Below are 23,333 nucleotides of genomic sequence, written 5' to 3' on the forward strand. Positions count from 1 at the left end.
ATTCCTATATGTTGATTGTTAATGTTATCTACCAATACTAGTAGAAGTATGTTAATGGTATCTATACGGTTACTTTACTTAACAACTTCTTCATGTTAAGAAAGAATTTAGGTTGGTATTTATTGAAATACAAATATTAATTTAAGTCTGCTTGGTCTATGTGGATGATAGGCATTTACTTTGTGAAAGCGCTCATAGGAGCAGTTTTTTAATAACAAAAAGTATAGAGAAAGAGTAAATAATTACAACTAACTTAAATTACTTTGTATAACTTCTAACTTTTAAAAGTATATGTAATTGTGTTTAATTACCTCAAAATTAATGTTTCCTATACTTTCGAGTACCATTATAATTTTACCGTAATAAATACATATAAAACACCGTAATGTATTGGTTTTTAAGTTTATAAATTAGACAAATTTTACTAATCAACTTAACAACCACTAAGATTATGATTAAACAACTTCCCCATTTAAGGCAAAAGCTATTTTTTGCTTGTACTTTGATTACTTTGCTACTAGCATTTAGTTATAGTGCGCTATCACAAACTACTCCCGGAATGTTCATTTCCTGGGATAAAGAAGTAGGATGCCAAACTTATGGTGTCGATGATCAAAAAAGAATTTTCTTTACCGACATTTCACCTTCTGAATGTATTCGGGTATGTGAAAACAGTACTGTGACCTATTCACTTTCTAACTTGCCAGCTGGTGCTAGTACCACATGGAATGCCGTTGGAGGTGTCCTGTCATATGTTACTGAAAGTTCTTGTACTGTAACTTGGGGTGCATTTGGAGACGGTTCACTTTCCTTCACAGTTACTAATGGCAATAGTATAATTAATAAAACGCTGTGCATTAAGAAAATTTTAATTCCAACGGCTCTTTTTGAAATAGCTCCAGGTGGACAGTCACAACCAGTTTATACATGTAGTGATCAAATTATTAATTTTGTTAATTTGTCTACCGCTAATAATGGTACTAATTTAGTTAGTTATTATTGGGATTTTGGCGATGATACTAGCTCTACTGCATTTCAACCATCACATTCTTATGCTGCAAACGGTACTTATGAAGTTATTCTTATCGTTGGAAATGAATGTAATTGTACAAGCGTTTACAAAACAGAGATAGTTGTAAAAGACAAAGGTTTTGATATCTCTTGTCCTTCGGTAATTTGTGAAGATCAAACGCAGACTTACTCATTACCTTTTGATGGAATGCAAATTTGTAATGAAAACTTCAATTGGTCTGTAGTTGGTGGACACATTTTGTCCCAGCAAGGAGGCAATGTGGAAGTTATTTGGGATGATGTAGATCAAGATGGTTTTGGTTATGTTACTTTTAATCCGCAAGATTGTAATTTACCGTGTCTTTTGCCAACTACAATTAAGATTCCAGTTATTCAAACAAATGGAACTATAGAAGGTCCAACCAATATCTGTTTAGGTGAACAAGGAAGGTATAGTTTACCACAGTGGCCAACTACTGATTTTCAGTGGCAGATTGTTGGTAATGTGGCCAATAATTTAGGAGAGATATTTCAAACCGATCAACGAAATGAAATTATTGTGGTTCCAAATGTAACAGGAACATTAACTTTAAGAGTTACCTACACCAATACATTGTTGCATTGTAGTGGAGAAGCAGAAATTGTTATTCAGGTTGGAAAAGCATTGGAAATTATTGGAGAAGAAGCCTTATGCCAATATGCTACCGCTACCTATTTTAATACTGATGGTGTTATTGCAAACTGGACACTGACTTCTGATACAGGCGGTGTTTTGTATAATGTTTATAGTTCGGATTTTTTTGAATATCCTTTTACAGAACCAGGTAATTATATTTTGACTGCCAACGCCGATAATTATTGTCCTGGTGAACAAAAAACAATTACTGTTTTTGCAACTCCTGAGACACCAGAAGGCGTGGATGGAGATTTATTAGTTTGTCCCAATGCTCCATACACTTATTCGATACAAAATCCAGACAGTGCAGGCGATTATGAATGGGCTGTAACCAATGGTACTATTATTGGAGCCACTACAGGAGAACAAGTGAACATTACCTTTACAGGTACATTCCCAGCTATAATTTCAGTTTATAAAAAATCTCTTTCACCTGTAGAATGTAATTCTACTCCTTTTACTGTAGCCATCAATCAAATTCCTGTAACTGCAGTAATTTCTAGTGACTTTGGAGCGGTTTGCTCTAGTTCTGTTGCTAGCTACCAAGCTTTAGTGCCAACTACTACAACTGCGCACACTTCTGGAGATACTTATACATGGAGTATTTCTAATCCTTCGTTAGGAAGTATATCTAGCGGTCAAGGTACAAATGCTGTTGATGTAACTTGGAATAATGTAACCAATGTAACTAATGTAGATTTGATACTAACTATCGGTAAGTGTAACATTAGTCCTGCACCTCAGTTTATAAAACCAATTATTTTATATCCAAAAACAGAGATTGATATTACCACTCCAACTAATCCTATATGTGCTGGTGCTCTTTATTCAGTTACTTTTACTGTAGTATCTAACAACGGTGTGCCATTAGTACCAACAGATGTTGTTACATGGAACTTAGGTTCTGGCGAATTTACAACACCAGCTGGACAATTTTATTATACTACTACTTTAACTAATACTTCTACGGTAAGTATTGACCAAGTAGTAACTGCATTTATTGCAGATGCAAACGGTTGTGGTAAAACTAATACTAAATCAATTACGGTAACTGTTTTACCCAACCCACCAGGAATTGCTACTTTAACAAGTTCTGCAAATGCTTTTTGTATAGAAGATGATATTGATGCTACTATAGCAGTATCTTCTAATACAACAGGAGTATCTTTTGTATGGTTAAAAGATGGAAACCCTCTAGTTCCTGCCCAAACAGGTATCTCCTTAAATGTTACTCCTGACATGGGTTTTGGAACTTACACGTTTCAAGTAACCAATACCAATAATTGTATTACAATTTCTAACCCGATTTATATTTCACAAATTTGTTCTGGTCCATCTTGTACTATTCCTGAAAGCGTATCTAATGATTCTTATTTATCATCCTGTGGCACCATTACTTTTAGTGGCACATATACTGGAACGCCTTTAAATGAAGTGTGGGAAGTACTCGGTCCAGCGCCAAGTGATTATACTTTGACTAGTACTGGTTTAACAGGGAAACCTGGGAATTACAAAATAATTTATAAAGTGTATTATCCTTGTCAAGAAGGAGGAACAGGTTTTATTACTAAAATACAAGATGTAGTGATTCCTTACTTACCAGAATTCTCCTATACTGTTAAATGTTCAGATGAAGACAATACGTTTGATATAAACTTTTTAGACAACAGCACTTTCTTTGCACCAGTACTCTCGCAGGATGTTCGTTTTTATTATAAACTAGCAAGTGCCTCTTCTTTTACCGGACCTGTAACTTATGATCCTAGTTTAACCATTAACGAAATCAGTAATTTACCAGCGGGTAATTATGTGTTTCGCCAAGAAGTTGATGGCTTATACCCAAATACCACTACTTTTACCTGCTCTAAGGAATATACTGTTAACTTGCAAGGTGTAGATCCTTTTTTAGATATAGAAGTGAACGATAATTTGGACATTAATTGTCATGATACTGCTGTCTTGTTTGAATTGAGTATACCACAGGGTACAGGAACATCAATACTTTGGGATTTTGGAGACGGTTCACAAAATACATTGTCTTCTCCATCAAGAGTATTTACTACTCCTAATGCTCCCTATAATGTAACTTGTACTGTTACCAATCAGTTTGGTTGCAGTCGCATTATACCAGTATCAGTTTATATTCCTAAAAAATGTTTTTTTGGTGATGTTGTGGCGACACCAAGTTCTGCAACAGTTTGTCAAGGACAAGTGGTTACTTTAAAGTACCAACCTAATAATGATTTCTGTGATGTAGCTAATTATACTTGGATGGATGGTAATCAACCTGTAGTTGGAGCTGCTAATAGTGATGAGTTGACCGTTACTTCAACTGGCTTTTATTGGGTAAAAGTAGAGAGTGTAGACGGTTGTTCTTATGATACACCTACTCAAATCAAACCATTGTTTAATACCTTACCTACTGTAAAACTTTTAGGAGCAACTTCTTTTTGCCAAGGCGAAGATGTAAGCATAAGAGTAAACACCAATGCTTCCCTTATCCAATGGTATGTAAATAATAGTTTGTACAGTCAATTTAATAATCTCACCGAAGCTGTATTTACTAATTTATTGCCTGTTGGCGATTATACCGTAGAAGTTGTTGTTACTTCGCCACAAGGTTGCACTAATTCGGCTTCTCAAGTTATCAGTATTGTTGAGGGTATTTATGACATCGCGTTTGATGTAAGCATAACCTGCGACCCTTATCAAGTAGTTATTAAAGCCGTTCCGAGTCCGAATAGCGAAGATATTACCTATAATTGGAGCAATGGTGAACATATAGAAATGATTACAGTTCCCGACGGTGGTACCTACAGTGTTACTGCTACCCTTGGCGGATGTAGCTTTACCGCCGAAGTAGATGTGCCTAAAAATCCAGAAAATTACCTGTGGATTTTTCCATCAGGTTGTTACAACGATTGTACTACAGAAACTAATTATTTAATAGGGCCAACCTTGCCTTTAGCGCATTGGAGTTGGAATCTTAACAGTAATGCGGAGGATGCAGGCAATGACTCGTTTGCCACTCCTTATACTTTAATAAAAGACGGTCTGTATACGCTTACTGTGAGTACAGGTGATTGTAAAGCAGAATCTGCACCATTAGATTATTCTACTACCAAATGTGACAAATGTAAAATAGATTTCGTTGATGTTAAAAATGTGGTTAAAAACGAAACTCCTTATTGTTCGTTTACTTTTGAAGTTCAAGTTGTAAGTAATTCAACCGTTGCGTACCAAGCTACCGTAATGGATGATTTAAACAATGTCTTGGTGTTGCCTTCTACGATTACCATACAACCAGGATTTAACGTTTTCTTTTTTACAGTAATTCCCCAAAATCCTTTCGTTGGTGGGACGACGCATTGGACTATTCAAGGCGCAGTACCTAATGGTAAAGAGGGCTTTATAGATTGTATTTATGATGTTTCTGTAATAGTACCTACTTGTGATTCTATATCGAGCAAAATAGTTACTACTGATGCAACATTAGAGCATAAAACGTTGGTGCAACAAGAGTTGACACTTTACCCTAACCCTGCTAACGATTTAGTTACGCTAAGTTACCGATTGAGTTCGCCAGCGGCTACGGTAGAAATTTATGATATTGCAGGCAGAAGTATAAGTACAAATGTATTATCTTCGTCTGTAGGAGATTTACAACTTAATACGAGTTCTTATCCATCGGGTATTTACATAGTAGTTGTAAAACAAGATGGTGTACTCTTGACACAGAAAAAACTTGTTATTGAATAGATTAACCAAAAAGAGGTAGGCACTGCCTACCTCTTTTTAACTACTTTAGCTATGAAGAAAATTTTACTTTTTATTGTACTACTTGCATTTTCAAATGTTATTACTGCACAATGTTATGAACAAATAACATTTGGTGGCGCACATACTACTGGAAAGCGAAGTAACGGGACTTTATGGGGTTGGGGATTTGGATCTTGGGGCGAATTATTAACAACAAATGAAACAGAACCAAACCCAATACAATTAGGAAATGCAACCGACTGGAATAAAGTTACTAATGGTGTAGTTAATACTTTTGCCATAAAAAATAACGGAACACTTTGGGGTTGCGGTAGTAATCAATTAGGGTCTTTAGGAGTTAATTCGAATACACAGAACTTCGCCACTTTTCAGCAAATCACTGCAGCTACTAACTGGGTGAAAGTAGCACCATCCTATTTTTTTACAATCGCTTTAAAGGCGGATGGCACTATATGGGCTTGGGGTCAAAATGATACTTATCAATTAGGTAATTCACCAGCTACAGCGCAACAATTGTTTCCGATTCAAGTGGGTACAGCTTCTGATTGGGTAGATATTGCTACTGGTACAAATAGGACTGCTTTTGCTATAAAGTCGAATGGTACCATTTGGGGATGGGGTTCTAATCCTTCTTCGATTATTGTTTCAGGATCTAGCACTACCTCTGTAATAACCCCTACCCAAGTTGGTACTTCTAACGATTGGGTGAAAATGAGTGTTGGTAGTCAACATATATTAGCTCAGAAGCAGGATGGTACTTTATGGTCTTGGGGTGGTGGTCCTGCCTTAGGTGTAGGAGGAACACCTAACGTAACTAACATTCCTCAACAAATAAGTACAGATGTTTGGACTAGTTTTTCAACAGGTTCTGCAACTTCTTTTGGTGTTAAAAGTGATGGTACGCTTTGGGCTTGGGGTGTTAATACTAATGGTCAATTGGCTGACGGTACAACTACAAACAAGTCGGTTCCGACGCAAATTGGAACTGACACTAACTGGCATAGTGTTCAAGCAAGAAATTTTGCTACCACTATGGCTGTGAAAACGGATGGTACCGTTTGGTTTTGGGGAAGAAACTATTATGGTGAGTTTGGTATTGGTACTAGTTATGACCTTAATTTTTATACTACACCACAACAAACGCCTGGTGTTTGTGTAACCACGTTAGCAACTCCCACTTTTGAGAATGAAATTGCTTTACAAGTATTGCCAAATCCTGCAAATGATGTAGTTAGAATTCAGTATAATCTAGATGCAACCAACGCTCAGCTAGAGGTGTATGACATCGCCGGCAGAAGTATTAGTACAAATGTATTATCTTCGTCAATAGGCGATTTGCAACTCAATACGAGTTCTTATCTATCGGGTATTTACATAGTTGTTGTAAAACAAGATGGTGTACTCTTGGCACAGAAAAAACTTATTATTGAATAGATTAACCATAAAGAGGTAGGCACTGCCTACCTCTTTTTAACTACTACTGCTATGAAAAAAACATTACTATTTTTTGTATTACTTACTTTTACTAACTTAACAATAGCTCAATGTTATGAGCAAATAACATTTGGCGGCGCTCATACTGTGGTAAAGAGAAGTAATGGTACCTTATGGGGTTGGGGATTTGGATCTTGGGGTGAATTATTAACAACAAATGAAACAGAACCAAACCCAATACAATTAGGAAATGCAACCGACTGGAATAAAGTTACCAATGGTGTTGTTAATACTTTTGCAATAAAAAGTGACGGAACACTGTGGGGTTGCGGTAGTAATCAATTAGGGTCTTTAGGGGTTAATTCGAATACACAGAACTTCACTACTTTTCAGCAAATCACCACAGCTACTAACTGGGTAAAAGTAGCACCTTCTTATTTTTTCACACTTGCTTTGAAAGCGGATGGTACTATTTGGGCTTGGGGTCAAAATAATTTATATCAATTGGGCAATACACCAGCTACATCTCAGCAATTGTTTCCAATTCAAGTTGGAACTGCTTCTGATTGGATAGACATAGCCAGTGGAACAAGTGACACTTCATTTGCTATAAAATCCAATGGCACTATTTGGGGCTGGGGTTCTAATCCTTCTTCGATTATTGTTTCAGGATCTAGCACTACATCTGTTATTTCGCCTACCCAAGTTGGGACTGCTACTAACTGGATGAAAATGAGTGTTGGTGGTTCTCATATTTTAGCTCAAAAGCAGGACGGTACTTTATGGTCTTGGGGTGGTGGTCCTGCATTAGGTGTAGGAGGAACGCCGAATGTAACTAACATTCCTCAACAAATAAGCACTGATGTTTGGATTAGTTTTTCTGCTGGTACAGGAACTTCTTTTGGTGTTAAAAGTGATGGCACTTTGTGGGCATGGGGTGTTAATACGGATGGTCAGCTTGCTGATGGAACCACAACCAATAGAACAATACCAACACAAATAGGTACTGCGACCAACTGGCATAGTGTTCAAGCAAGAAAATTTGCTACCACAATGGCTGTAAAAACAGACGGTACCGTTTGGTTTTGGGGAAGAAACTATTATGGCGAGTTTGGTATTGGTACTAGTTATGACCTTAATTTTTATACTACACCACAACAAACGCCTGGTGTTTGTGTAACCACATTAACAACTCCCACTTTTGAGAAAGAAAGTGTTTTATCGGTATTTCCTAATCCTGCAAAGGATGTAGTTAGTGTTCGATATAATTTAGATACAGCCAACGCACAGCTGGAGGTGTATGACATTGCCGGCAGAAGTATTAGTACAAATGTATTATCTTCGTCTGTAGGAGATTTGCAACTCAATACGAGTTCTTTTCCATCTGGTATTTACATAGTGGTCGTAAAACAAGATGGTGAACTCTTGGCACAGAAAAAACTTATTATTGAATAGATTAACCATAAAGAGGTAGGCAGTGCCTACCTCTTTTTTAACTACTATTGCTATGAAAAAAACATTACTATTTATTGCATTACTTACTTTTACTAACTTAACAATAGCTCAATGTTATGAGCAAATAACATTTGGAGGTGCCCATACCGTCGGGAAGAGAACTAATGGTGCCTTATGGGGTTGGGGTTATGGAGCAGCAGGTCAATTATTAACAACAAATGAAACAGAACCAACTATAATTCAATTAGGAACGGCAACAGATTGGAATAAAATAAGTAATGGGGTTCTTAATACTTTTGTCATTAAAAATAATGGAACGCTTTGGGGAGTTGGAGGAAATCAATTTGGTTCTCTTGGTGTAAACTCAAGTTCTATGAACTTCACCACTTTTCAGCAAATCACTGCAGCTGCTAACTGGGTGAAAGTAGCACCATCCTATTTTTTTACAATTGCTTTAAAGGCGGATGGCACTATATGGGCTTGGGGTCAAAATGATACTTATCAGTTAGGTAATTCACCAGCTACAGCGCAACAATTGTTTCCGATTCAAGTTGGAACAGCTACTGATTGGGTAGATATTGCTACTGGTACAAATAGGACTGCTTTTGCTATAAAATCCAATGGGACTATTTGGGGCTGGGGCGCTAATCCATCATCCATTATTGTTTCAGGTTCTAGTACTACATCGGTTATTTCGCCAACCCAGGTTGGGACTTCTAACGATTGGGTGAGAATGAGTGTTGGTAGTCAACATATTTTAGCTCAAAAGCAGGATGGCACTTTATGGTCTTGGGGTGGTGGTCCTGCCTTAGGTGTAGGAGGAACGCCGAATGTAACTAACATTCCTCAACAAATAAGTACAGATGTCTGGATTAGTTTTTCAACAGGTTCTGCAACTTCTTTTGGTGTTAAAAGTGATGGTACGCTTTGGGCTTGGGGTGTTAATACTAATGGTCAATTGGCTGACGGTACAACTACAAACAAGTCGGTTCCGACGCAAATTGGAACTGACACTAACTGGCATAGTGTTCAAGCAAGAAATTTTGCTACCACTATGGCTGTGAAAACAGACGGTACCGTTTGGTTTTGGGGAAGAAACTATTATGGTGAGTTTGGTATTGGTACTAGTTATGATCTTAATTTTTATACTACACCACAACAAACGCCTGGTGTTTGTGTAACCACATTAACAACTCCCACTTTTGAAAAAGAAATTGCTTTATCCTTATTTCCGAATCCTGCAAAGGATGTAGTTAGTGTTCAATACAATTTAGATGCAACCAGTGCAAAGCTTGAGGTGTATGACATTGCTGGCAGAAGTATTAGTACAAATGTATTATCTTCGTCTGTAGGCGATTTGCAACTCAATACGAGTTCTTATCCATCGGGTGTTTACATAGTTGTTGTAAAACAAGATGGTGTACTCTTGGCACGGAAGAAACTTCTTATTGAATAGGCTATTTATAGAAGTCCCATACTTTTAGCTTTATCAATTAAATCTTTATCGGATCCTGTATTGAATATTAATTGCCTTTTTATATTGGATTTTCTTTTCTCAATAGCGCTGAGTGATAATGGTATTACTTTTGGAAGATGAGCCGTTTTGACACCATCAGCTATTAATTGTAAAATTTTTGTATCGTGTTCATCCCAATTTACATTTTGTTGGATGATTACTTTATTTGATTTTATTATGGCATTACTGTAATAAAAAAAACCTTTTTCAATCTTGTTGCAAACATCAGATAGTAATTTTGCATCCATATCAGATTTTGATATAAATCCTTCGGGATTGATAGCTTTAATTAACCTATTTACCCAAAGAGGTTCACTGTGCATTGAAATAATTATGATTTTACAGTTGGGAAATAGTTTTCTTGTAAGTAGTGCTAAATCTTCTCCAGACTTAATATTTTCCTCAGGATATTCAGGTAAATTAATATCTAAGAAACACATTTTTAAAGTTTCTTTTTTTTTATATAATTCCTGCAATATAGTAAATGCATTCTTTGCTGTTGTGGCCGTGTAATAGTTATTTTTTTTGACTAAGGTGTTGGCTATAATTTCTTTATGAACTTCTACTGTGAGCGGATGGTCATCAACAATTAGTATGTTTTCATCAAAAAAATCCCTATTTTTTTCTTGCATAGTTTTCTAATTAAACAGTTATCAAATTTATGTAAATAAAACTAAACTTTACGGTTTTACCGTAAAATGATATTCCTAAAAATAGATACTTTGGTCAAAATTTACTAAAGTGTTAAACTCCTACGTAATTATTGATTCCACAAATTTATTGTCTCAAAAAATAGAGTCAATTCCTTTTCTAGAAGGTTTCTTGTGTATTGGTATTTTTGATTCTTATGAAACTGGTTTGAAAGGGGTTCTTACTCAAAAACCTCAATTGATTTTGTTTCACTTTAATGATTCAATAGCACTTTCATTATTATTGGAGTTGTACCATTATTTAGAAATATTACCTTATGTAATAGCCGTAAATGAAGATAGCACTAATGCTTACTCCGCATTAAAGTTGGGGGTTTCTGATTATCTTCTACATCCTATAGATTGCTTAGAACTTCATAAGTCATTTTTAAAGTTTTTAAAATCGTATAAAAATTCTGATTTGAGTTCTAAACTCTGTATTAAGTCAAGTAGCGATTATCAGTTTATTTCATTAGAGGATATTGTCTATTTGAAAGCAGATAATAATACCACAGATTTCTACTTAAAAAATGGTAAAATAGTTTCTGGTTTTAAAACCATGAAATTCTATGAAAGTCAATTGCCTTTTTATTTTTTTAGAATACACCACAGTTACATAGTTAATATCCATTTTGTAAGCCGAATTAATTTAAGTAAAAATGATTGTTATTTGCATGGCAATGAGTTTAAATTATCTTTTTCACGTACTTATAAAGATCAAATTGATATAATATTAAAACGCATTGGATAGATTTTCTGCTAGTTACTTAAAAAATCAAGCGAATCACTAATGGTAGCTTACAACTTACTAATCCTTTTTGAAAACTTGTTTTTTTTCGATAGTACACACTTAAATTTGTTTTGTTCAAAACACAGAACATTTGAATTCAAAATTGGTACATAATTGAGGGAACCAGTATTTTATACTAGTCAATTTTATACCACTGCTAAAGACCTCCCAACCTTTTTCAGAAATTAAGAGGTAGTGACTATAAGTTGCTTAGCCCGATATTGTTTAATTTTAAATGTTTTTTTATGAAATATTTTACTTTCGTTGCAACTGTTATAGTTTGCGTTTTATTGTTTTCATGCTCTAATGATGACACCAACATAATGACCAAATCGTCATTTAGCAGTCAGAGAGATTTGGATAGTCTTTATATTAAAGATGGTGACACGCTACCAGGAGAACCAATACCACCAAAAGGAAAAGATTAACTTTAAAAAACTATGCTTTAGCATAGTTTTTTTTATTTTTGAATAAAATCTACTTTATTGAGAACTGTACTCTTTTTTTTCATAATCACCTTCTTTTTTTCTTGTAAAAGGAAGGATTTGATTATTAAGGATGAATCCATATTAGATTCTAAGTATTCTAAGGCTTCAGTTACTGATAAAAAAAAATACTTAGATTCTATAACGACCGTATTGTATTCGTCTACTAATGATTCTTTAAAAATCAACTACTTATTTGAAATTGCAGCAGAATATTATTATTTAGAAGACAACAAATCTTCCTTTGAGACAAGCAAGAAAATTTTTGATCTAGCAAAAAAGAATGCTGATTCTATTAGTATGGGTAGGTCTTTGTACTACATGGGTGATTGTTATGAAGATTATCAAAAAGATAGTGCTTATTACTATTACAAAGAATCGGAGAAGATATTTCGAACTATAAAAGATAATGACAAACTTGCTAAAGCTCTTTTTAACAAGGCTCATCTACTTTTTACTGAGGGAAATTATGTAGAGAGTGAAGTTGAGGTAATTAAAGCCCTACAGCAATTAGAAAAATCAAAAAAAATCACATTACTTTTCAAATGTTATTATTTACAAGCTTGCAATCATATTGAATTAGAAGAATTCGATGACGCCAATAATTATTTGAATTTGGCTAAAGAAAGTTTGAATAAAGTAAAAGAATCCAAAAATGGAGCTACGGAATATAAGCAGTTTAATGAATTAATAATTATTGGATTGTGTAATTTATATGATAAGAAAAAGGACTATAAAAACTCGAAAATTGCACTTGAAAAATTAGCAACATCAAAATTAAAACAACAAAACTTAACGGTTTATTCGACAGTTATGGGTAATCTTGCCTATGCCAATATGAAGCTTGGGAATTTAGATGAGTCAAAAAAGCAGTTTGAGGAATCAATCGCCTTAGCAAAGAAGAGTAATAATGTGCCGGGTTATTTGTATAAAATTATAAGTTTTGGAGAATATTATTTACTCTCAGGTGATACTATAACTGCCAATCAATATTTTAATTTGGCACTTCCATTATCTAAAAAATTAAAATCAAGCTCAGACGAATTGAAAACGCTCAATTTATTAGCGACTTCAGATGTTAAAAATGCTTCGTTTTACAAAAGTGAGTATCTTAGAGTTACTGATAGCATTGTTAAACAGCAACGTTTTAATAGAGAAAAATTTACTAGAATTGAATATGAAACAGATAAAGTTGATGGTATCAATAAAGTTTTATCTAAGGAAAATCTAATTTTATTTTTTGGTTTGGTAGCTACAGTAATTGCTTTTTTAACCTTCATAATTTTTAGAATTCATTTGGCAAGAAAAAAAGAAATGTTTTTAATTGCTCAAAAGGAAAAGGCTAATGATGAGCTTTTTACATTGATAAAAGAGTTTCAGTTGGCTTTAGTTCAAACGAAAGAGGACGAACAAAATAGAATATCGAGAGAGTTGCATGATGGTGTTGTAAATCAAATTTATGCTATACGAATGGTCTTGGAGACTTTAAATGCCAAGGAAGATTTAGAAACGCAGCAAAAAAGAATAACTTACATTAAAGAATTGAATAAAGTAGAATTAGAAATTAGGGAGCTTTCCCATGAAATGCACACTGATTTTTCAAGATATGATGCCAGTTTTATTTTTTTAATAGATTCCTTGATTACCAAAAATAGTGAATTGAATAAGATTAATTTTAGTGCAGAAATTTCTGAAACTATCGATTGGGATAATTATTCTTCAATCATTAAAATCAATATTTATCGAATCATTCAGGAGGCTTTTTTAAATGTGAACAAATATTCTGAAGCGAAAAATTGTGTTTTAAAAATTTCTGAGAGTGAGTTTCATTTGGAAATTAATTGTAAAGATGATGGAGTAGGATATGACAGTGAACAAATAACAGAAGGTATTGGATTGAAAAACATGAGAGCTCGAGCCAAAATAATTGATGCGTCCTTTGTAATTATAAGTACTATACATTATGGAGTAGAAATCATTATGAAAATTGATAGAGAAGAAAGCTAAAAAAGTTATTTTGCTTTTAGATTTGGATGCAGACTAAAGTGATTCACTATTTGTAATAGAGTAATTTTAGTAAAGTTGGAAAACAATAATTTCTTCATCCAATTTGGTTAAAGAATCATTAATTTATTATACTACATGTTAAAGTTAGTACTTTTTCAAAATTGTGGGAAGATGTTTTGAAGTAAAAAAAATATTAATTGTAGATGTATTTACAAGTATTTGAACTTTTCTTTATAATTTTATAATAAAAAAAAGTTTAATTTATTTAACTTACTGTTAATGAACTAACAATACATTTATAAAATTAACAATCTTACTTATCGCTTACTTTTTAATGCACAGTAATTTAATGTTTAAATGTTCCATTTACAATATCTAATAATTTTACTTAAATTTGCTTCAGATATTGATATAGAATTACAACATTTTACATTTAATTAGGGTACTATTTCTATGATGATTTTAAAAAAATACTTTTTATTAGTTTTTCTATTAGTTTTTACAAATTTATATTCTCAAAAAGTAAAAACTGACGTTGAAAAAGAGCGAGATGAAATTTATAGACTCCTTCAAGAATCTGATGGATATAATGGAAGTAACGATCTAAAATCATTAGAATTAGCTAATAAAGCTATTCTATTATCAGAGAAAGTTGGAACTTCTCGAGAAAAGGCAACAAGTTATTTGTTTGTAGCGAACATATTATCTAGTCTTGGCATGTACAAAAAAAGTTTTATATACCTTGAAAAATCTAATAATGAGGAGTATTCTAAAACAGATATTCATCATCAGGTAATTATAAAATCCATAAAAGCCAATAATTATGAAAAATTAAATTTAAAAAGTCAGGCTTTAAGCGAGTTAAATGGGGTTTTACAAATTTCGGATGAAAACCCAAAAGATTATTCATTACTTTTTTTTAAGGCACAGGCTCTTGTGAAATTAGGTTTTCATTATTCCGAGATTGGAAAACTAGATTTTTCGTTGGGTTATTTAAACAAAGCAGAATTAGTTTTTAAAAAATTTCCTATTGAGGAAACGGTTGTTCAATATTATGAAATCCCTAATTTATATCTTGCTAAAGGAGATGTTTTTCTAAAAAAAAAAATGACAGATTCTACATTTTATTATTTAAATAAAGGATTTGAGCTTTTAAAAAAAAATAAGGAAAATTTACCTACTTTTCATAGTTTCTATTCATCTTACGGAGATTATTATTATCACAAAAAAGATTACAATAATGCATTAGAGTTTTATCTAAAGTCCATCAGGGAAATGGATAAACATCATATTAATGATGTAGATTCTAAGATATTAACATTCAAAAATATTTCCAATATCTACGGAATATTAAACCAATCGAAAAAAAAAGAAATTTACCTTTCTAAATATTATAAAGAAAGTGAAAAGTTGTCGGTAAATAATGTTAATAACATTCAAAAAGCTGTTGATCATATTATAAAAGAGAAAAAAAATGAAATTTCTTCAATTAAAGAGCGCTCCACCACTTGGATTTTTTCAGTTATAATTATATTAATTTGCTCATTAATTTTATTTTGGATTGTTTTCAAAAAAATAAATAAAAAACAAAAAAAAGCCATTTCAGTAATAGAAAGTAAAGAAGCAATTATCATCGAGAAAGAGCAGCAAGCAAAGGAATTAAAGCTCAGAGTGAATGATACTTTTGATGAGATTTTATTATTAGCTAAAGAAAATCACCCAAATTTCTATACTCGCTTTCAAGAAGTTTATCCTGATTTTCACGGGAAACTTTTGGACATCAATCCTAAGTTACATACTAGTGAATTGGTTTTACTTGCTTATATTTACCTAAATTTTGAATCTAAGGAAATAGCTGACTTCACTTATAAATCTCCTAAAACTATTCAAAACAGAAAACATCTTTTAAGGAAAAAATTAAATATTCCTACTTCTGATGATATGAGTGTTTGGTTGAAATCTATTTGTAAATAGTTTTTCCGTAAATTAATATAAAAAATTATTTACAAAGGATATCTAATAGATGTTTTTATTTACAGCATTTTTTTTTCGGATTTTCATTATAATTGCTGATAAAGTTTTTTCATATTTTTTTTCACTCTACAATAATGTTGTATCAATAAAAATTATTAAATACAATATTTGTTTCGAATTTTTTAATATCACTTTTTTCTCTCAGAAAACTACATGTTTTTTATTTGAAAACAATAAAATCGACAATCATTTGATTATTGAATTGGATTTCTTAGAAATCAAATTTCTATCAAGTAACTCGTCAAATGAATAATGAAATAGCAAAACAAAGCATCAGAAAAAAATGAAAAATGAAGTCCTTTCATATACCAATATTATTAATGGTATATGGATAGAGTAGAATTATTCGAATTTTTTTTTTGTAGAAATCATAAATATGACAAAAAAACCACCCAAATTTTTATATTCGATTTCAAGAAGCCTATCCAGATTTTCAAATAAAAACACTATTTATTTACCCCAATTTGCAAAATAGTAAGTTTATTTTTGGGTTTACATTTACCTCTTTATTGAAACTAAGAAAATTGTAGATTACAATTTCAAATAAAAAAACTTTATAAAATAGAAAAATATCATTTGAAAAAAATTAGATAATCCATCTAAAGAAGATATTTATGTACGGTTGAAATCAAAATTTAGATAAAATTTTATTTATTCTATCCTTCAAAAATAAAATAAAACATCTAAACAACAGCTCATTGTTTCTGTTATTGTTCTTAAGTATTTGTTTTTTAAGTTTTTAAATGCGGGTACATGATGGGTATCTGCTTTTTTTGTTGTTGAAAAGTGTTTTATTTCCTTTGCTCGCTAAGCTATGATACAACAATTAAATTTGGAGTAGCTTATAGTTTGTTAAAATAAAAGAAGGATAAAACAATAAAATCAAAATGGCAAAATTTAAGCAATTAGTAAACTTTTTAGTCTTATTATTTATGATAGGAATGGCTTCCAATCAATTAAATGCACAAGATTATGATAATGATGGAGTTATAAATCATTTAGATTTAGATGATGATAATGATGGAATTTATGATAGTGATGAGTGTGGAAATTGGATATCGGTTCCTGATCTTTCCATGGTATCATGGCAAGCAAAAAATGGTGGAATCATTAGTAATATAAATATTGGCGATGTATTTACATCATCAAATTTTGTTACAATAAATGGTATTACATATGACCTTAGATTTGAATTAATTTCAAGATACCCCTCTACAGGAACAGGATCTACCTATACAGTATCGCTTGATCCGGAAATAACAATCGATGGTGGAAGATATGATTTTGGATCTCATATTATTTATGACATTAGATTGGTTGAAGCAAGCTCAGTTACGCCTTCAAATCTTGCTGGGATAAGCGGCTTTTTTGAAGAAATGAAAATTGAAATTAGAGATTTAGACAATGGATCGGCTAATCGCACTGATGTTGGCGCTTTTATTAGTCCAACTCCATTTTCCTTCTCAAGTGGAATATATATAGGAGATCATACGCTTGCCAATGGACAAATAGTTTGGGGATTGAATAACTTTTCGGTAATAAATGAAGAAATAAACAATACAAATCCTAGTCCGAATTATAGCATTACAGGTACTATGAGTAATGTGACTAATGCACGGCTTTTACATGGTATATATGGCACAAGTACTTCAATATCAGCAGCAAGATTATCTTCATTAAAAATATCAGTAAAACAATGTAGTGGAATAGATACGGATGGAGATAACGTTCCAGATTATTTGGATTTAGACAGCGATAACGACGGATGTCCCGATGCGATAGAAGGTGGTGAAAATGTAATTCTTTCTCAATTAAATGCTAACGGAAGTATTTCGGGAACTGTAGATGCAAATGGAGTTCCAACTACTGTTGGAACTGTTGGACAAGATGTTGGTCAGTCGCAAGATTCTACAAAAAATGATTGTTTAGATACCGATGGAGATGGCGTTTCGGACTGGCAAGATATAGACGATGATAATGATGGTATTTTGGATGCTGAAGAAAGCCCAAATTGTTTTTATACGGTATTTGAAGCTAATCAACTAGCAACTGTTACCTCCTCTCTAAATGGGGCGAGTTCAGACCCTTTATCTGGAAATGATATACCTTTTCTTTATAACGATAATAACAATGATGGTACAACAACTACTGCTTATAATTTTGCAGGTAGTCAAACTATAACATCTGGATCCGCAATTTTCACAGTAAAATATCCTACTCCAATTGCTATTAAATCTTTAACTGCAGAACAAGCTGCAAATGGAATGGCGAGTAGTGGATTTGCAAAATTATATGGTTCAAATGATGGCATTAATTATACATTATTAACTGTAGGTAATGGAATTAGTATTGCAACTACCTCAGTAATATTTAATAATACTGCAACTACAGAATATTTATATTATCAAATTAGATACATAGGAACTGTTGCGACAGGCAATACTACTTCAGTTTCAGCTGGAACAACAGCCATTCACGAAATATATTCGTTAGCGGCAACTACACCTATTTATAATCCTTCTGCTCATCCAAAACCTGGATTTTGCACGGTTGATTTAGATGGCGACACAATACCAAATCATTTAGACAGTGATAGCGACGGTGATGGTTGTTCCGATGCCTACGAAGGTGGAGCAAGTTTATCCAGTAATGTTAGTATAATTCCGGGATTGTACGGAGTAAATGGATTGGCAAACTCATTGGAAACTAGTTTAGAAAGTGGTGTTGTAAATTATATTTCCACATATAGAAAATATGCAGCAAATATTTCTCAAGTTCTCTGTTTAGATACAGATTATGATAGTGTTCCTAATCCAATAGATTTAGATGATGACAATGATGGTGTTTTAGATATAGACGAAGGTGATTTTTGTGGGAAATTAAATAGAAATATTAGAGTAGGTTATCTCGATACAACAGTTGGACGAACTGGTCTTGCTACAAATTTATTATATAATTTGAATAATTTTGGAGTAAATGGCGTATATAATAAAGTAAGAGGGGTTACTCTCATACCTTTTGCCACTGCAGCATCTGTAACTGAAACCAATTTACTTGCTCAAAATATTGATATATTTTTTGTTGGATCGTCTGCAAGTAATGCTATTACTTCTGCAGATAAAATACCTACATCCGTTAATACTATTTTAACCACTTGGGCAAAAAATAATGGAAAAGGAATATTTGCCCTTCAAAACAATGCAATAGATTATGGATATACAGTAACCAATAATAATGTAAATCCAAATACATCAGTAGGTGTTTTAGGAAGAGATTATTATACCAATGGATATTGGCCAACTGCCGCTCTTAATCAATCTGGAAGCGTCCAAATGACCATTAAATCATCAACAAGAGAATTTGATTTTCTAATGCTTGATGCAAATCTTCGACCAGTAGTAATAAGTGACCGAGAGTATAATTTGGTTATTTTTCCCGATGCTACTATTTATAATAACGAAGCTGCAAATGCAACACCATCAACAAATGATCAGAATGCTATTGCAGATACATGGGCATACGTATTTGATAAATTTTTAGCTACACAATGCACCTATCTTAATACTGATAATGATGTCAATCCCAATTATTTAGATTTAGATTCTGACAATGACGGTTGTAGTGATGCAATAGAAGCTGGAGCAACCAATTCTACTATATCAAATTTTGCTTTCACCACACAAGGAGGCACTGCAACTGATTCTAATAATGATGGTTTGGCTGATATTATAGATGCCAATTTGAACGGAATACCTGATTATCTGAGTACTTATGAACCTCAATCAATAGATAATACTATTACAAAATGTACAGATAGTGATGGAGATGGTTATTTTAATATCAACGATTTAGACGATGACAATGATGGGATTTTGGATAATGACGAAGGTTTATCTTGTAATTCGTTAAATAGAAACTTAAGAATAGGTTACGTAAATACTACCATTGGAACAAATGGTCTAATGGTTAATTTGTTGTCAAATTCAGTTAACTTTGGCTTAACTGGAACTTATAGTAAATTTCCAGGAATCACATTTGTACCTTATGCTACTGAAGCAGCAGTAACAGAATCACAATTATTAACTGATGAAATTGATGTTTTCTACGTTGGTTCATCAGCTGCTGATGCACAAACTAATTCAGATAAACTATTAAGTGCAACAAATATTAGAATTTTGGCATGGGCTTCTAACAATGATAAAGGAGTTGTAGTATTACAAAACAATGCTACAGATTATGGATATATTGTAAACAATGTATACCCAAACAGTAATCCTTCAACACCTTACGGACCTCTTGGTGAATCGGTCTTTATTAATGGTTATTGGCCAGTAACCACATTTGATATGTCAGGTGTAGTTCAAATGTCGATTAACTCCGCATTGAGGAGATATGAAACAGCAATGGCTGATGTACAAGGGAAAGCTACATTTATAAAAGATAGAGATCTAAAAATAGTATTTATTCCTGATGCCACAATATTCATTAGTAATCAAGCAGTTTCGACTATTGGTACAAACGCTACTTTAAAAGTTGCTGCTGATGTTTGGGCGTTTGCATTTGATACATTCCTAAAAGGAATAGCCTGTACTTCTAGTGATTATGATGCAGATGGAATTCCTAACCATTTAGATTTGGATTCTGACAATGATGGTTGTTCAGATGCTAATGAATACTATAATTCATCGCAAGCAGATGGTAATGATGATGGCGTGTATTATGTTGGTACTCCCATAGTCGATGCAAATGGTCAAGTTACAACGGCTTCTTACACTGGAAATTATATAAATGTAATAAACTCGAATGTTTTTACCGCATGTACAATTGATGCTGTTAATGATGGGTCAGTTTCAATTGCTTCAACAAATTCGCCACTTTTAGTAACTAACGTATTAAGTAATGATACCTTAAGTGGAAGTTTGATTACCACAATCAATACTAATGTTACGCCAGGAACTACTGGACCTTTATCTGTAAATGCAAATGGTGATGTAACTTTAGCATCAAATACCCCTTCAGGAACTTATACAATTACATATCAATTGTGCGAGGCAGATTCTATTACAGGATTGAATGTAAGTCCAGCCAATTGTGACTCCGCTTCTATAACTGTAGTAGTATGCGGAATACCTACACTAAGCGCTGCGACTCAGCCGACATGTACAGTAGCTACTGGAAGCTTCTCGATTACAAACTACAATACTTTATATGCTTACACATTCTCTCCATCAACAGGGGTAGTTCAAAGTGGTGCAAATGTTACTGCACAGGCAGGAACTTATACTGTAACTGCAACATTAGGAGATTGTACTTCATTAGCTTCATCTAATGTAACTATTGATGCACAACCACCTACACCAGTTCAGCCAATATTAAGTACTGCGACTCAGCCAACGTGTGCAACAGCTTCAGGAAGCTTTACAATTACCAATTACAATTCAGCATATACTTATACGGTAACACCATCTACAGGAGTAAGCATATCAGGAAATACGATTACTGCACCGGCAGGAACTTATACGGTAACGGCAACTTTAGGAGTTTGTACTTCAGTAGCTTCATCTAGTGTTGCTATTAATGCACAACCAGCTATACCAGTTCAGCCATTATTAAGTACTGCGACTCAGCCAACGTGTGCAATATCTACCGGAGGCTTCTCGATTACAAACTATAATGCTTTATATTCTTACACATTCTCTCCATCAATAGGAGTAGTTCAAAGTGGTGCAAATGTTACTGCAACGGCAGGAACTTATACTGTAACTGCAACATTAGGAGATTGTACTTCAGTAGTTTCATCTAATGTTACTATTGATGCACAACCAGCTACACCAGTTCAGCCAATATTAAGTACTGCGACTCAGCCAACTTGTGCAACAGCTTCAGGAAGCTTTACAATTACCAATTACAATTCAGCATATACTTATACGGTATCACCATCTACAGAGGTAAGCATATCAGGAAATACTATTACTGCACCGGCAGGAACGTATACTGTAACGGCAACATTAGGAGCTTGTACTTCAATAGTATCATCTAATGTCATTATTGATGGACAAGCAGCTACACCAGTTCAGCCAATTTTAAGTGCTGTGACTCAGCCAACGTGTACAGTAGCAACAGGAAGTTTTACCATTACCAATTACAATGCGGTTTATACTTATAACGTATCACCTGCTACAGGAGTAAGTATATCTGGAAATACTATTACTGCACCTGCTGGAACGTATACTGTAACGGCAACATTAGGAGCTTGTACTTCAATAGTATCATCTAATGTCACTATTGATGCACAATCAGCTACACCAGTTCAGCCAATTTTAAGTGCTGCGACTCCGCCTACCTGTACAGTAGCAACAGGAAGTTTTACCATTACCAATTACAATGCGGTTTATACTTATAACGTATCACCTGCTACAGGAGTAAGCATATCAGGAAATACTATTACTGCACCTCCAGGAACGTATACTGTAACGGCAACATTAGGAGCTTGTAAATCTTTAATATCTGACAACATTACTATTACTAATTCAATATGTGCTCTACCTGACACTAATCCAACACCAGTAAACGGTACAACGGGAGGTGATTCAGGGATCAATGTATTGACTAACGATATTTTAAACGGAAGTCCAGTAAACCCAGCTGATGTAGTATTGACTTCTACACCAAACGGACCATTGACAGTAAATACAGATGGAACAGTAGATGTAGCACCAAACACACCAGCAGGAACATACACAGTAGATTACACTATTTGTGAGGTATTAAACCCAACAAATTGTGATACTACTACAATAACTATCACAGTTGGAACTCCAGTAATTGATGCAGTAGCTGATACTAATCCAACTCCAGTAAACGGAACAACAGGAGGTGATTCAGGGATCAATGTATTGACTAACGATACTTTAAACGGAAGCCCAGTAAACCCAGCTGATGTAGTATTGACTTCTACACCAAACGGACCATTGACAGTAAATACAGATGGAACAGTAGATGTAGCACCAAACACACCAGCAGGAACATACACAGTAGATTACACTATTTGTGAGGTATTAAACCCAACAAATTGTGATACTACTACAATAACTATCACTGTAGTTTGTTTGTTCAATGTTACTTGCCCAACATTTTCTACAACAACTGTAGAATGTTATGATTTGTTACCAGCAAATCAAAACTTGACAATATCTCAATTTGAACTTTTGGGTAATTCAAATGGCTCAGTATCAGATACACCATGCGGTGTAATTGAAATTAATGCTGTAAATGGGGTTTATGCCGGTTGTAATTCTAATGTTATACGAACTTATACAATTACTGAATACTCTGATTTGAATAATAATAATGTTAGAGATTTAGGAGAAGATACAATTTTGAATCAGGTAATTTGTAATCAAAACATAGTAATTCAAGACACAACAGTTCCAACATTTGTGGAAACACTTCCAAC

General features: G+C 33.5%; 10 protein-coding genes. 9 read left to right on the forward strand and 1 reads right to left on the reverse strand.

What is annotated here, in order from left to right; translation table 11 throughout:
* The first annotated feature begins 559 nt into the window (after positions 1 to 559).
* Genes LG45_RS14540 through LG45_RS14555 form a run of 4 tightly spaced genes read left to right on the forward strand, consistent with a single transcriptional unit; the run spans position 560 to position 9,812 of the window.
* On the forward strand, positions 560 to 5,446 hold the full coding sequence (locus tag LG45_RS14540) for a PKD domain-containing protein (RefSeq protein ID WP_165570813.1): 4,887 nt from the start codon (positions 560 to 562) through the stop codon (positions 5,444 to 5,446).
* Between the two features lie 51 nt (positions 5,447 to 5,497).
* On the forward strand, positions 5,498 to 6,901 hold the full coding sequence (locus LG45_RS14545) for a T9SS type A sorting domain-containing protein (protein ID WP_052087611.1): 1,404 nt from the start codon (positions 5,498 to 5,500) through the stop codon (positions 6,899 to 6,901).
* Positions 6,902 to 6,952: 51 nt separating this feature from the next.
* A complete protein-coding gene (locus LG45_RS14550; protein WP_052087612.1) occupies positions 6,953 to 8,356 on the forward strand; it encodes a T9SS type A sorting domain-containing protein in 1,404 nt (467 codons plus the stop codon).
* Between the two features lie 52 nt (positions 8,357 to 8,408).
* Positions 8,409 to 9,812 (forward strand): T9SS type A sorting domain-containing protein, encoded by a 1,404-nt coding sequence (locus LG45_RS14555; protein WP_035128373.1) that lies wholly within the window; start codon positions 8,409 to 8,411, stop codon positions 9,810 to 9,812.
* A gap of 5 nt (positions 9,813 to 9,817) precedes the next feature.
* Here LG45_RS14555 and LG45_RS14560 read toward each other — a convergent pair whose 3' ends face one another.
* Complete coding sequence (locus LG45_RS14560) at positions 9,818 to 10,504, reverse strand: response regulator (RefSeq protein ID WP_035128375.1); 687 nt, start codon at positions 10,502 to 10,504, stop codon at positions 9,818 to 9,820.
* Positions 10,505 to 10,613: 109 nt separating this feature from the next.
* Here LG45_RS14560 and LG45_RS16185 point away from each other — a divergent pair, with 109 nt between their 5' ends.
* From LG45_RS16185 to LG45_RS14585, 5 genes are all read left to right on the forward strand, one after another.
* Positions 10,614 to 11,312 carry a LytR/AlgR family response regulator transcription factor gene (locus LG45_RS16185; protein WP_052087613.1) on the forward strand — a complete coding sequence of 233 codons (699 nt, stop codon included), beginning with the start codon at positions 10,614 to 10,616 and terminating at the stop codon, positions 11,310 to 11,312.
* Between the two features lie 284 nt (positions 11,313 to 11,596).
* The gene (locus LG45_RS16405) at positions 11,597 to 11,779 is read left to right on the forward strand and encodes a hypothetical protein (RefSeq protein ID WP_089046944.1); all 183 of its coding nucleotides are present in this window, start codon (positions 11,597 to 11,599) and stop codon (positions 11,777 to 11,779) included.
* Positions 11,780 to 11,896: 117 nt separating this feature from the next.
* Complete coding sequence (locus LG45_RS14570; RefSeq protein ID WP_035128377.1) at positions 11,897 to 13,843, forward strand: ATP-binding protein; 1,947 nt, start codon at positions 11,897 to 11,899, stop codon at positions 13,841 to 13,843.
* A 453-nt stretch (positions 13,844 to 14,296) separates the two neighbouring features.
* Entirely contained in the window at positions 14,297 to 15,817 is a 1,521-nt protein-coding gene (locus LG45_RS14575) for a tetratricopeptide repeat protein (RefSeq protein WP_035128379.1), read from the forward strand.
* A 947-nt stretch (positions 15,818 to 16,764) separates the two neighbouring features.
* Positions 16,765 to 23,333, forward strand: a 6,569-nt coding sequence (locus LG45_RS14585) for a beta strand repeat-containing protein (RefSeq protein WP_035128384.1), incomplete at its 3' end; no start/stop codon positions are given.

It is taken from the genome of Flavobacterium aquatile LMG 4008 = ATCC 11947 (assembly GCF_000757385.1).
Lineage (GTDB): Bacteria > Bacteroidota > Bacteroidia > Flavobacteriales > Flavobacteriaceae > Flavobacterium > Flavobacterium aquatile.

Excerpts from the sequence above, each read along its gene's own strand:
- LG45_RS14540 (WP_165570813.1), top strand. The coding sequence starts at position 560 with ATGTTCATTTCCTGGGATAAAGAAGTAGGATGCCAAACTTATGGTGTC.
- LG45_RS14545 (WP_052087611.1), top strand. The coding sequence starts at position 5,498 with ATGAAGAAAATTTTACTTTTTATTGTACTACTTGCATTTTCAAATGTT.
- LG45_RS14550 (WP_052087612.1), top strand. The coding sequence starts at position 6,953 with ATGAAAAAAACATTACTATTTTTTGTATTACTTACTTTTACTAACTTA.
- LG45_RS14555 (WP_035128373.1), top strand. The coding sequence starts at position 8,409 with ATGAAAAAAACATTACTATTTATTGCATTACTTACTTTTACTAACTTA.
- LG45_RS14560 (WP_035128375.1), bottom strand. The coding sequence starts at position 10,504 with ATGCAAGAAAAAAATAGGGATTTTTTTGATGAAAACATACTAATTGTT.
- LG45_RS16405 (WP_089046944.1), top strand. The coding sequence starts at position 11,597 with ATGAAATATTTTACTTTCGTTGCAACTGTTATAGTTTGCGTTTTATTG.
- LG45_RS14575 (WP_035128379.1), top strand. The coding sequence starts at position 14,297 with ATGATGATTTTAAAAAAATACTTTTTATTAGTTTTTCTATTAGTTTTT.